This window comes from Verrucomicrobiia bacterium (assembly GCA_035489575.1).
Lineage (GTDB): Bacteria > Patescibacteriota > Saccharimonadia > Saccharimonadales > JAGQNK01 > DATHJY01.
The window spans coordinates 83,194-95,871 of sequence record DATHJY010000011.1; the positions used below are offsets into that span (position 1 = coordinate 83,194).

Sequence of the window (12,678 nt, forward strand, 5' to 3'; positions counted from 1 at the left end):
ATGCGTAAGGTTCTATTGAACCGTGGCGAAAGCCGGCGATCCTGTACCATTTTTGTCTTTAGCGTAGACTGGCACGCCCGTCAGATCGCTCCCATAAGGACAGCCGGTCCCGCTCGATTTACACAACTCGGCATTATTCGACTGACGATAGACGATTACCATTCCGCTCCCACCCGTCCAACTAAAGTTAGTTGCTCCGGCGTTTCCGTTGCCGGAGAGCGTTAAAGACCCCGTATTACTCCCAAGTGTAGCAGTGACTGTGCTGGTATCGGATGCATCATACAACAGGCTGTCCACCACTTCGACCGACACCGTTTTATCGCCCGCGGAATCAGCCGTGTAAGTGTAGGTGACTGTTCCAGCCGTCGTGATAGTAGCCGTATGAACCGCGTTGCCATTTACCTTGAAGACGATGCTACCTGGGAATTGGGCACTAGATAGCGGGTGGGTACCTTGCGTCACATCAGCGACCAGCTGATAGGTTCCATCGCCAGTCGGATTAACACTGATCCTCACGCCCGGCTTTACGTCGTCACATTTATGCACATCGTCTCTCTCGCTTGTGTTGGCTCCACCGCCACCCGGGACAAACCGGTCGCCAGAGAAGCTAGCTGCGTCACCGCCAGTAGTATCTTTTTTGGCACGAGCTGGGGTACATTCGGTAGCCAGCTTGTTAGACACGATATCTATAGTTTGCTTCTGGGTGTTGACCTGCTTTTTCTGGAACCATTGGGGAAAGAGGTCGTTGGCGGGGCTGGGCTCGACAGAACCGATGCCAACATGACTACGGACAACGTAGGCAGGCAATGACTGCAGAGTAGCTGGCTTGGGCCAATCTTCTGGCTTGGCATCTTTGTGGGCAGCTTTCATCCAGCCTTCCCAGATAGGTTGCGTCATGCCTTCCATGGTGCCAGACATGACACGCTGACGATCGTGGTAACCCACCCATACACCGGCAGCATACTTGCTAGAGTAGCCCATCATCCAGCCGTCTTTGGCATCGTTGGTGGTACCGGTCTTCATAGCAAACTTCCAGGTGCCCTGGCCATTGTTATAGCGATGTGGCTTGCGGCCAGCAGGGAAGTAGCTAGCATTTGGATCACTCATCATGTCGCTGACAATGTAAGCAGCATCGGGGCGAATAGCTTGCTCGCCTTGTTCGGCCTTCCATTCGTCAACGGTTTTACCGCCAGCATCCTCAATCTTCAGAATGTAGGTTTGGGGGATTGCCCTACCATTGCGTGACAAGGTGCCGTAGGCGTGCACGTGCTCGTCCTGTCTTAGGTAGGCACCATCTCCGATAGCCGACGAGGCATAACAGGGGCCTTCTTTGGACAGCTTTTCATCAGCGTAGCATTTGTAGCCACTCTTTAGTCCAAGTTTGTTGGCTACTTCAATAGTTTGCTCGACGCCAACAGTCAGCATGGCTTTTACCGCTGGGATGTTGCGCGAGCCACCCAGGGCGTAGCGGAGTGTCATCGGTCCTGGGTAACGGAAGTCATAGTCCCATAGGCAATTAGCTTTTTTGTCAGTCTTGGGATTGGTTTTGACAGTACATGGATAACCCGGGATAGGTCCCTGCGTATCGTACAGGACAGAGCCAGCACCAAAGTTATTAGTCTTTTCTATAAGCGCAGCATAGTCATAGGGCTTAAAGCTCGAGCCCGGGGGAAGGCGCGTGCGTGCATAGTTGAGCTCTCCATGCACCGGATTGTTAAAGTCCGCTCCACCTACCAAGGCTACGATCTGACCCGTCTTTACATCTTCTGCGGTAAAGGCTGCAACATCACCGCCTTGGCGTCGCACCTGGGCCAAGCCCTTGTTTACCTGGTCTTCTGCTGTCCGTTGCAATCCGAGGTCCAGGGTTGTAGTTACTTTCCATCCACCACGCTTGACGGTGTCAGCAGTGAACTTTTCTTCTAGGAAATCTTTGGCAGCCAGCACAAACCATGGGGCCGTGATGCCGTTGTATTTCGCTTTGGGCTGTTTAACTTTGGCAAGAATCTCCACCTGCTTAGCTGTATCGCGCTCCTGAGAGCTGATCATGCCTTGCTCTTCCATCAGCTGCAAGACGTAGTGTTGGCGACCTATTAAGGCCTCGGGGTTATATTCGGAGCCATAGGGCGAATAATAAGACGGCGACTGTGGCATAGCGGCCAAAAAGGCTGCCTCGTCTAGGGTTAGGTCTTTGGCAGATTTCTCAAAGTAATCACGAGAGGCCGACTCAACCCCATATTGCACGTCACCATACGGAGCTGTATTGAGGTAACCTACCAGGATCTCCTGTTTGGAATAGCTACGCTCTAGTTCGACAGACAGAATAACTTCTTTTATCTTGCGCTTATATGTCTGTTCTCTACCTACACTGGACTGTGTCAGGCGAACCAGCTGCTGGGTGATGGTCGAGCCACCTTGGGTGCTACCCCCCGTAAAGTTGTTATAAGCAGCGCGAACAATACCACGAGTATCAAAGCCGCCATGCTTGAAGAAGTCCTTATCCTCAATGGCTACAGTGGCTTTCTTTATATAGTCGGACATTTCTTCGTCCTTGACCGGGATACGCTTGACGGCGTCAAAATCTTCCCATAGCAAGGTCTGTCCGGTGCGGTCATAGTATCGAATACTACCGCCCAGGTTATTTCCAGAGATATCACGCAAGTTAGGCAGATCTTTGCGGAAGTAAGCAAACAGGCCTACCAACAGCAAAAAACCTGCGATCAGGCCAATGCCGGTGAGCTTGAGGGCCATGATACCGCCCTCACGACTGAACCAGTACTTATACATGCGCTTGGGGTGCAACCTGAAGAAGAACCGCTTTATGCGTGACTTAGGCATGCCAGCAAGCCGCTGGGCGCGGGCACGAGCATAGGCGTCCTTGCGAGCCTTGATTTTGTCGGTCAAGCTCCGGTTCACCTTGATAGTTTGACCACTTTTTGTCGTAAAGGTATTTTTGCTTTTACGGCCAAGTTTTCGACCGCGTCCAGACAACCCCTTATTTGTGCTCATCAGATTTAGATAGCTCCTTGAATAATCCGTCTAATTGATACTGATTATAACAGAATTAGTGTCCGTACAATGCCATTTCATGCTGAGAGAAAGCTGATACTTTCTAGCTAGTTTTTGCATATCAAATCAAGATCGCAATTTACTTGCGCTTGGACTGGTCGCTGGAAGGGTAGATTACGAGGATTTAATGAAGGGAAAGCCTGGGTTATACCTGGGTTTCTCATCATTAAGTGGCTACGCTATACTGGTGGGCATGAGTATGACCCTATCCGAAGAGCTCGCTTGGCGCGGGTTCGTAAACCAAACCACTTATAAAGACCCCGCCGAGCTCGACAAAGATCCTATTACTTTTTACTGGGGCGTAGATCCCAGTGCTGACTCTATGCAAATCGGCAACCTCGCCGCTGCCATGATGGTTCGACGCTTCATAGACCATGGCCACAAGGCCATCCTGCTCGTCGGTGGCGCCACAGGATTCATTGGCGATCCGGATGGCAAAAAACAAGAACGCGGCCTCAAGACACTTGACGAAATCAGCAAAAACAAAGCCGCTATCGCCGAGCAGTACAAGACTATATTTGCCGGTAAAGATTTTGAAATCGTTGACAATTATGACTGGTTCAAGGGCATAAACTACCTTGACTTCTTGCGTGACGTCGGCAAGCACATGCCTATGCGCCTCATGCTGGGGCGTGAGTTCGTGCAATCTCGTTTAAACGATGATGGTGCCGGTATCTCATACGCCGAATTCAGCTACTCACTCATTCAGGGGTACGACTTTTTGCACCTACACCGAGAAAAAGGAGCTACCCTGCAACTATCCGGTGCTGACCAGTGGGGAAACTGTATCGCAGGCGTAGAACTTATCCGACGTATCGACGCCAAAGAAGCACATGTCTGGACCACGCCACTTATCGTCAACAAAGCTACCGGTGTTAAGTTTGGTAAAACAGAACAAGGTGCCATCTGGCTAGACCCCAAGAAAACCAGCATCTACAAGTTTTACCAGTTCTGGCTAAATGTCGATGATGAAGGCGTCATAGACTATATGAAAATCTACACCTTACTTTCAAAAGAACAGATAGACGAGATCGCTGCACAGTTTAATGACAACCGGGCTACCCGCATTGCCCAAAAAACCTTGGCATACGAAGTCACCAAGCTTGTCCACGGCCAAGAAGCAGCCGACACTCAGGTAAAAATCGCCCAGGCACTGTTTGGCGGCGATACCCTAGACCTAGGCCAAGCCGAATTCCAGAGTCTCAGCGGCGAGTTCCCCGTGGGCACCGTTCCTAAACGCATGACACCAGAGGATTTATTTGAGGCAGTTGTCCAGACACGCTTGGCATCATCAAAATCAGAGGCTCGGCGATTCCTAGAAGCTGGCGCTCTTTATATAAACAACAACCAGATAAAACCCAATGAAAGCTTTTTATACGATCAGGGCGCGCAACATGCGGTTGTTCGGCGGGGCAAGAACACAATAGCAATCTTAAAAATTACATAAGGTGTATACTGACTGACGATATGGCTACTACAACTAAAAACTCAGCAAAAACTAAAGTAAAAAAGGCAGACCAGTACAACGACCCCTCGCACAACTACCTGCGCTACTGGGATGGTCGTGATTACGAGCATGCTGCCGAGGAAATGGCCCTGAAGCGCCTCCTGCATGGCAAACACTTCAGGCATGCCGCTGATATTGGCGGCGGGTACGGCCGACTTTGTTTATTCCTAGAAAATTACGCAGACAAAGTCACCCTGGCGGAGCCTTCGCAGCAACAACTAGACATTGCCAAAGATTTCCTAAAAGGACATCCGGAGATTGATCGTGTCCTAACCCAGACAGAAGACCTCCAGCTAAAAGACAAATCGGTCGACCTCATCACCGTTATCCGGGTCATGCACCATTTGCCCGAGCCAGCCGACAGCTTTGCAGAGCTAGCCCGTGTACTCAGTGACGACGGCTACCTGATACTAGAAGTCGCCAACTACGCTCACGGCCGCAATCGCCTAAAGCACATACTAAAAGGCAAGAAGCTCCCAATAGAGCCAGTAGATATCCGTTCGGCTCAGAACAAAAAGCAGGACGAGATTCCTTTTGTGAACCACAACCCTAAAACGGTCGTAAAACAGCTGGCCCATGCCGGCCTCAAGGTAGAAAAGGTGCTGTCTGTATCTAACCTACGCAGCCCTGGCCTCAAAAAGCTGATACCTAAAGGTGTCATGCTGTCTGCCGAGAAGGTCATGCAGACCACATTGGCTCGGACCTACTTTGGCCCTAGCGTCTTTTTCTTGATCAAAAAAGCTAAATAGTTTTCGCTCTTTTCAGAGCTCATCAGCGTGACTGGGATGGGTTCTTAAATATTCACGGAACTATTTTGCACCAGGAGGATACCCATCTGGGGATGCGCCGTATGCGCAGAGCCCCAGTGGACAGCAAGCTTCAGAAGAGCGCATCAACAATAAATCGGATGCGATCGTACGCCGACTCATCATCGATGATCTCAGAAGTGCCCAGCAGCGTGGCAGTCATGACGTTCTGGTAATTGTAACCGAGGATCAGGACGAAGCCACTCAAGGGCGCGTCGAGCATAGACCTACGGATACCGCGTACACCACCAGCGAGCACAAGGGAGTCCTTGATAAAAACTACATCCTTGATCTCCAAGTAGTAGACGCTCTCTCCAATCTCTAACAAGAGCGTAGGCCTCTCGTCGATATCAACCTTGCGATGCACAAGGAACATTTCAACGCGATACCTGAGCAGTAGCTCTAATTTAGATACCACCTCATCAAGATTCTGTGGCACCCGCCTGTCCTCAAGTAACAGGAAGGGCAACGACGGACTCTTAGGAGAGAGGGAAATGGCTGTACCTCCTGGTGCGTACTCTACCTTCTCAGGCGAGCAATTGATCTGACATTGCAGAACATGCATATTATATCATATATATACAGATCCAGCAATGTAACCTTATACTGGTGACTGATGAAACTAACAAGTCCGCTAACTGATGTAAAAGGTGTGGGGCCGGAGGTGGCGAAGAAGTACGCCAGCGCTGGCATTGCCACTGTCGCCCAACTGATTGACTACTATCCACGGGCTTACGAAGATTATTCGCATATACAATCCATTGGCCATATCAAACCCGGCACCGTCACCATTAAAGCCACTATCAAACAAGCAACCGGGCGATATGTTCGCAGAGGCATGCATATCACCGAGGCTATCGCCAACGACGGGACTGGCGACGTGCGCCTGGTCTGGTTTAATCAGCCGTACCGGGCCGGCGCCATAAAGCCAGGGGCCGACTATTTTATATCTGGTGATTTCGGACTCCGCCGTCAGCACCTGAACATCCTGAACCCTTCGGCCGAGCTGGTGAGCGACTTTCCGGTGAATACGGCGCGGATTATACCCGTGTACCGCGAGGCCAAGGGCCTGAAGTCTTTGCAAATCAGGAAGTTCTTGCGCGAATGCATGCCCATGATCCGATCGTTGCCAGAGACTCTACCAGGCTGGGTCGTGCAAGAACAGCAGCTTTTATCCCGGGCTCAGGCGCTCGAGGCACTGCATTTTCCGCAATCATCTGCAGAGCTCGAGAAAGCGCGGCGGCGACTGGGGTTCGAGGAAGTGTTCGAGCTTTCTTTAGCGGCCTTACTCAATAAGTATGATCTGCTGAAAGAAACATCGCTCGAGATTCCGTTTCACGAGCAGTTGGCCAAAGACTTTGTAGGGCACTTGCCATTTACTCTGACGCCCGCTCAAAAGAAGGCCGTGTGGCAGATTTATCTAGATATGCAAAAGAGCCACCCCATGAATCGACTGTTAGAGGGCGATGTCGGCTCTGGCAAGACCGTCGTTGCGGCCATGGCTGCCGTGATGGTCATGCAGCAGGGGTTCCAGGTGGCCCTCATGGCCCCCACCGAGATATTGGCCCGGCAACATGCCGAGACGCTATATGACCTCCTAGCCCCTTTGGGCACGGCAGACAAACTGACACTATTAGTCGGCGGGCTAAAGCCGGCACAGAAAAAAGCCGCTCAGGAACGCATCAGGCAAGGCGATGTCAGTTTTATTGTGGGCACCCATGCGCTTATTCAGGAGAAGGTGGACATGCACAAACTAGGGCTGATAGTTGTAGATGAGCAACATCGTTTTGGCGTAGACCAACGCAAAACACTGCAGACAAAGGCCGGTCACATGCCGCACGTACTCAATATGACCGCCACACCCATACCCCGCAGCCTAGCACTGACACTGTACGGAGAACTGGATGTCACCGTTATAGATGCCAAACCAATGGGCCGCAAACCAATAATGACCAAAATTATATCGCCAAATTCCCGCGCCCAACTGTATGAACGGGCCACCAAGCAGCTCGAACAAGGTCGCCAAATGTTTGTAGTCACCCCGCTGGTGAATGACTCTGACGCCCTGGCAGCCCGGTCCGCCGACAGCGTACACAAAGAGCTGGTTAGAACCTTCAAGAAGTGGCGGATCGGCCTGCTGCACGGCAAGATGAAGCCAGCAGACAAGGATCAGGTCATGCAGCAATTCATGCGACATGAGCTTGATGTGCTGGTGGCCACTACGGTGATCGAAGTAGGCGTGAATGTCCCCAATGCTACGGTTATGATTCTTGAAAATGCCGACCGCTTTGGCCTGGCCCAAATACACCAGTTGCGGGGGAGGGTAGGGCGCAGCGAACACCAGGGTTACTGCTTTTTGGTTATGAGCGATAGCAAAGCGCCCAGTCGTCGCCTACGGGCGCTCGAACAAACCACCGACGGCTTTGCGCTAGCTGAACTAGACCTAGAACTCCGTGGTCCAGGCGCCATCTACGGCACGCTGCAAAGTGGCGAGCTGGATCTGCGCATTGCTAAGCTGAGTGACACCAAGCTAATCGCTGCCGCGCGTCACACCGCCCAGACCTTCATAGACAAACAAGAAAACCTGAAAAAATATAAAGAGCTGTACGCTCGAGTCACACGAGCACGGGCAGTGACAAACCTCAATTGAGGACCTAGACCTGAATCACGAAACTCAATTTAACAGAGGTGGTTGCAACTCAAGTTCATTTTTGATCAACAGAGGTAAAGTTTTGAGCGAAACTACCGCTAACGGAGGTAGAGAACCTAGATATTGACTCTGTGTTGTTTTCGTGGCATAGTATAGACTGTTATCAATGGACGGTAACACTGACGTCCTCTGTTAAAGCGTTTTTGCCAGATCACATCCGTCGGATCCTCGGATCCTAATGAGGAGGTACCCTATGTCTCACGACATCGCCGCCACGGCCTCTGAACATCACTACATCCTGGGTATCGACCTGTACCTGGGCTCGAATCCCCATGACACTCGCGATTTCCCGGGCCTTCGGTCCCCAGACGCCCTCGGCCAGCTCGACAGCAGTCTCAAGCTGCTTCCCAAGATCGACGATGGCCAAGGTGTGCCGCGCACCCAGCTGACCCCGAGCGCCTTCAGGGCCGTCGCCCGATGGGCCGAGAGACACTGTGCGCCAGATGCTCTTCAGAACCTGACAATCTGGCTGGGAGATCACGTCAACCAAGGATTTGCCTTCGGCTACGCCAGCGAGATTCCACTTCAATAACGCAAGAGGCAGTAGCTTCAATAAGAACAGAGGGCTGTCCAGGGCGGGAGAAAAGGTGTGGTCAAACCACAACACGAGCCTTTTTCTCCCGCTGACAGCACCCATTTTCATGACCTTTACTCGTGGACATAGGCACTGTCAGCACCTATAACCCCTGCGAAACAAAACTTGTGAACTTAGGCTGATGATCCGAGTGAGCCGGAATCACCCGGACCGAGTGAAACATATCCGTAGATACGGTGAGTGAGGGCCGAGTGATTCCGGCCGCTCGGGCGCGGCATAAGACACAGGTTTTGCTTCGCGGGGGTTATACTATAGGAGTAGCTTAGTGGCGTATGTAATGGTCGCCTCTGTAGTAGCCCATAAACTATGTATTCTGGAACAACACTTACAAAATATTCTGGTCGTGTGCTTGGGGCACACCAAAAGATTGATCGGGTGGCACGCAAGCACCTGTCGAAGCTTCTGAAAGACGATGCAGTTTTTCCCAGTAGCCGCAATTTGCTGCACTTCGAGGGCAAGAACGGTCCAGATGGCATAAAGGTCAAAAGCCCCGCAAAGGACGAACCCTGGCACTATTTCAACCCTTTTGACGACAGCGATACCCAAATCATTGACCTTATCGAGGGCCACTACAAGCAACTAGTCAAAGAGCTCAAAGCCAACAACCGTGAACGCATAGCCTTTGAGGCCGCCTGGCTGTCTCACGCCATCGTCGACGGCCTGACGCCCGCTCACCACTACCCCTACGAAGAAAAGCTGGTCGAGCTCCGCAAGGGCGAAGGCATAGAAACCCGCACCACCTACAAAGAAAAACTGATCATGCATGGCGACACCCGCCGCGAAAAAGTCAAAAACAACTGGAAGATGTGGGGTGCCCGCGGCCTGTTCATGACCCATACGCTGTTCGAGATGGGCGTGGCCACTATTATCAAGCCCCTCAATTTTACCGAAGCCATTCCCAAGCCCAAAGAAGTCGCCCACATGCTAGATATTGGGCCAGCCGAATGGTTCAAGCGCACCGCCCGTGAGATTGCCGTGCTGGACATGTACACCCGGTACTACGAAAAAGGCTGGACCCCCAAACTGGCTTATGATGTCCGGCACAAACTGGGCCCACTTATCATTAAGAACGTCGCGCTCACGTGGTACGCCGCGTTAGCCGAAGCAAAGGTTATAGATCCAAAGAGTCTACCTGTCAAATCTCGTTTGTTAAGCAAAAGGCGCAGATCGTCGAGCTATAAAACAGTAAAAAATGAGGAGGCGTAACCATGATTACGGCTACGAGTTTTTGGCTGTTTTTAGCCGACGAGGTGTGCACTGCCACCCCATGAAACAGGTTTCATGGGGACCCCGACTTTTGGCTGAACAGGATTTGACAGGTAGATTCTTAGCATGAGAGTCATCGCCGGAAATTTAGGCGGAAGAACATTCCACAGTCCTAAGACCCATAACACCCACCCCACAAGCGAGAAAATCCGTGGAGCAGTTTTTAATATGCTCGGCGATATTCACGGGCTGACCGTTTTAGACGCTTTTGCCGGCAGTGGCGCGATGAGCTACGAAGCCATCAGCCGGGGCGCACAACACGCCATGCTTATCGAACTAGACAAGGGTGCTTTTACAACAATCAAAGAAAACGTCGAGCTACTTGGGCTAGAAGACCACATAACAGCCGTACGCGGCAATATAAAAGGCTGGTCCAACAACAACCTGGACAAGCAGTACGACATAGTAATATGTGACCCACCCTACGATGCTGTGCTAGAAATGCTTATTCACAAGATCTCGCGGCATGTAGCCAGGGGTGGCACACTTCTCGTATCTTGGCCCACTAGCGAACCCACGCCGGTCATTCCCGACATGGAGCTAACTAGGCACAAAGTCTATGGCAACGCCCAGGTTGTTGCCTACAAAAAACCTAGTTCTTAGAGGCTTTTTTGATCTGCTCGTATCGAACAGCAGGGGCGCAGTAGTACACCACTTGCAAGATAGCAGTAGCCACAGCCAACAAAGGTATGACACCCAGTAGACCTATTAGGACAGACACGCCAACGACCCCCCACAGGGCGTTCGCAAAGGGCTTGGAATCAGCCTGACTTTGGCGCATGGCTTCTCGTACAGTGAGCTTGCGATCATACAGATAAAACGGCGCTAGCAGATAGCGCTTAATCATAAAGAAGCCTGGCACAATCAGCAGGATAAAACCACCAATGACTAGCAGCGTCGTCAAAATAGACAGGCCGTAAAAGCGCCAGAAGTACTTTCTGCCTCCCCGGAGTGCCTCGCCAATAGTTACTTCCTGGCCTCGCACGCTCTTGAGCTGCAAGAACGGAATCGCCGGAGCAACCAATAGCCCAGCAATCCCGCCCACCAAGCCAGCCAGCAGGGCAACTGTGTTTGTGTCGGTACCTCCGCGGTTACCGAAGGCACCGCTTACTACAAATCCGGCAATCGGCAAGAGTAACAGGGCCAGAAACGTCCAGATATTGACCATGATGGCCTCGTAGCTAGGTTTGAAAAGCGCAAAGGCGCTGGGTAGATTTGCTGCCTGCGGATGCTTGTGAGCCATAAAGGGTTCTCCTGATTGTTTCTATAATCATTCGCTAAATAGATGTGCCTGTCAATCAAGCCTGTACAAACACCCTGTTAACCTCGTATAATTGCATCCGTCACAACCTTAACCTGCGCGCGAGTGGTGGAATTGGTAGACACGCTAGCCTTAGGAGCTAGTGCCGATAAGGCGTGGAGGTTCAAGTCCTCTCTCGCGCACCAGACAGGACTACAGGGGTGGTTATGTATTTTTCATGGTATTTTGTTAGGCTGATATATTACTACCTCTGTAATTTTGAGTTCAAGTTCCTTCATGTTCTTGACCAATTTATAATTCTTCCAATGGCATAGCTATACTTCTTCGCTGCTTGAGCACGAGAAGCCCTTATCAATCGTTGCTCAAGGCTTTGTTGCAAGAAGAATCTGTCCTTCGCGGCCCGGTAGTGATACATCTATTGGAGGGCGATCGGCTGTGTCTCCCCATTGATCCCCGGTTTGCTGCGACCTGGCAGTCGCGATCGTGCCGATGAACAATGTCCGTTGTTCTTCAGGCTCCCCGATAAGCCCACGATGTAAGGTACCTTCTCTGGAGATAAGGAACGCACGACCTGGCTCGGGGCTAATAGTATGGATGGCACCACGTTCTTTTAGTTCTCCTTCATTTTCTGCGATGTATCGCCGCATTGCCTTGAGCAGCCCTTCGTACGACAGGCCGGTCTTCCCGTCACAAATGTCATAACACCTTACTCCTCCATCAAATAGTAGGGCAGATTCACCACTAAAAGAGTTACGGCCTAGAAGCGGCAAACTGACTGGAGGAAATGGGTCCGTACGTTCCACTTCCTGAATGTACAGATCAATACTGGCTAGTGTATCGGGGTCGGCCGTAGCGCGAATTGGGAGCAGGATATCATTTATAAATGTACTATAGTCACCATCAAACATGCTGACTGCATCTTGTAGGCCTGCCTCCCTAAGACCGTGCAGAGCGAAAAACTCGTCTGTTTGCATTGCTTCGTACAGTCCAGCAGTATCAAGAACCTGCATTTTTCCGGCATCCGAAGAGGCTTCGTGCCAGTATCCAACAGTTACAAGTTTTCCCTCTTGCTCCACGCGGTCCATGTGCCACAGCCCATCAGGGGCCCAAGCGACGTAAGGCTGCCCTGGATTACGGACCAATTCTTGATGATCTTTTGGAACCAGCAATTCTGGATGTGTATCGTCGGTGTCAAATAAGCATGGCGGCCCGTCTGCTAGTAATTCCATCCATTCTTCTGACGAGCTAATAGGCTCACTCACCGGCCAAGTGACGATTCCTGGCCCATGTTCGATAGCGTCTGGTGGGAGTTCCATGCGCAACATATCTACATAGTGAACCTCATGCGTTCACTAGTCAATTACGGTTATGCTATCGATTGCCCAAGCAGGTACATTAATTAATTTTTCGCACATCAATGATAACCAAGGTTCATCAGACTGGACGATCGGAGTTGTTTTTACTCAA

At 51.2% G+C, this 12,678-nt stretch carries 10 protein-coding genes and 1 tRNA gene; 7 read left to right on the forward strand and 4 right to left on the reverse strand.

Features of this window, described 5'->3' with window-relative positions; all coding sequences use genetic code 11:
* Positions 1-12: 12 nt before the first annotated feature.
* A complete protein-coding gene (locus tag VK694_04945) occupies positions 13-3,006 on the reverse strand; it encodes a transglycosylase domain-containing protein (GenBank protein ID HTE58065.1) in 2,994 nt (997 codons plus the stop codon).
* Positions 3,007-3,259: 253 nt separating this feature from the next.
* Here VK694_04945 and tyrS point away from each other — a divergent pair, with 253 nt between their 5' ends.
* Both tyrS and VK694_04955 read left to right on the forward strand, forming a co-directional pair.
* Complete coding sequence (gene tyrS / locus VK694_04950) at positions 3,260-4,513, forward strand: tyrosine--tRNA ligase (protein ID HTE58066.1); 1,254 nt, start codon at positions 3,260-3,262, stop codon at positions 4,511-4,513.
* 20 nt (positions 4,514-4,533) lie between these two features.
* A complete protein-coding gene (locus VK694_04955) occupies positions 4,534-5,322 on the forward strand; it encodes a class I SAM-dependent methyltransferase (GenBank protein HTE58067.1) in 789 nt (262 codons plus the stop codon).
* Between the two features lie 130 nt (positions 5,323-5,452).
* Here VK694_04955 and VK694_04960 read toward each other — a convergent pair whose 3' ends face one another.
* A complete protein-coding gene (locus VK694_04960; protein HTE58068.1) occupies positions 5,453-5,755 on the reverse strand; it encodes a hypothetical protein in 303 nt (100 codons plus the stop codon).
* A 240-nt stretch (positions 5,756-5,995) separates the two neighbouring features.
* Here VK694_04960 and recG point away from each other — a divergent pair, with 240 nt between their 5' ends.
* The 4 genes from recG to VK694_04980 all read left to right on the forward strand — a co-directional run bounded on the left by recG (position 5,996) and on the right by VK694_04980 (position 10,553).
* The gene (gene recG, locus VK694_04965; GenBank protein ID HTE58069.1) at positions 5,996-8,029 is read left to right on the forward strand and encodes an ATP-dependent DNA helicase RecG; all 2,034 of its coding nucleotides are present in this window, start codon (positions 5,996-5,998) and stop codon (positions 8,027-8,029) included.
* Positions 8,030-8,282: 253 nt separating this feature from the next.
* Positions 8,283-8,621, forward strand: a complete 339-nt coding sequence (locus tag VK694_04970) for a hypothetical protein (protein ID HTE58070.1) — start codon at positions 8,283-8,285, stop codon at positions 8,619-8,621.
* Between the two features lie 369 nt (positions 8,622-8,990).
* Positions 8,991-9,890 carry a hypothetical protein gene (locus VK694_04975; GenBank protein HTE58071.1) on the forward strand — a complete coding sequence of 300 codons (900 nt, stop codon included), beginning with the start codon at positions 8,991-8,993 and terminating at the stop codon, positions 9,888-9,890.
* 126 nt (positions 9,891-10,016) lie between these two features.
* A complete protein-coding gene (locus tag VK694_04980; protein HTE58072.1) occupies positions 10,017-10,553 on the forward strand; it encodes an RsmD family RNA methyltransferase in 537 nt (178 codons plus the stop codon).
* On the opposite strand, the gene VK694_04985 is transcribed toward VK694_04980, so the two are convergent.
* Positions 10,543-11,193, reverse strand: coding sequence for a YciC family protein (locus tag VK694_04985; protein HTE58073.1), 651 nt, complete (start codon positions 11,191-11,193; stop codon positions 10,543-10,545). The genes VK694_04980 and VK694_04985 overlap by 11 nt on opposite strands.
* Positions 11,194-11,310: 117 nt before the next feature.
* On the opposite strand from VK694_04985, the gene VK694_04990 reads away from it, so the two are divergent.
* Positions 11,311-11,396 (forward strand) — tRNA-Leu (locus tag VK694_04990).
* Between the two features lie 177 nt (positions 11,397-11,573).
* On the opposite strand, the gene VK694_04995 is transcribed toward VK694_04990, so the two are convergent.
* Positions 11,574-12,527: a hypothetical protein gene (locus VK694_04995; GenBank protein ID HTE58074.1), complete on the reverse strand. Its 954-nt coding sequence runs from the start codon at positions 12,525-12,527 to the stop codon at positions 11,574-11,576.
* Positions 12,528-12,678: the final 151 nt, after the last annotated feature.

Bases quoted from the DNA above. Each gene is read 5' to 3' on its own strand.
- VK694_04995 (HTE58074.1), bottom strand. From the start codon at position 12,527: ATGGAACTCCCACCAGACGCTATCGAACATGGGCCAGGAATCGTCACT.
- VK694_04945 (HTE58065.1), bottom strand. From the start codon at position 3,006: ATGAGCACAAATAAGGGGTTGTCTGGACGCGGTCGAAAACTTGGCCGT.
- recG (HTE58069.1), top strand. From the start codon at position 5,996: ATGAAACTAACAAGTCCGCTAACTGATGTAAAAGGTGTGGGGCCGGAG.
- VK694_04960 (HTE58068.1), bottom strand. From the start codon at position 5,755: ATGTTCCTTGTGCATCGCAAGGTTGATATCGACGAGAGGCCTACGCTC.
- tyrS (HTE58066.1), top strand. From the start codon at position 3,260: ATGAGTATGACCCTATCCGAAGAGCTCGCTTGGCGCGGGTTCGTAAAC.
- VK694_04955 (HTE58067.1), top strand. From the start codon at position 4,534: ATGGCTACTACAACTAAAAACTCAGCAAAAACTAAAGTAAAAAAGGCA.
- VK694_04985 (HTE58073.1), bottom strand. From the start codon at position 11,193: ATGGCTCACAAGCATCCGCAGGCAGCAAATCTACCCAGCGCCTTTGCG.
- VK694_04970 (HTE58070.1), top strand. From the start codon at position 8,283: ATGTCTCACGACATCGCCGCCACGGCCTCTGAACATCACTACATCCTG.
- VK694_04980 (HTE58072.1), top strand. From the start codon at position 10,017: ATGAGAGTCATCGCCGGAAATTTAGGCGGAAGAACATTCCACAGTCCT.
- VK694_04975 (HTE58071.1), top strand. From the start codon at position 8,991: ATGTATTCTGGAACAACACTTACAAAATATTCTGGTCGTGTGCTTGGG.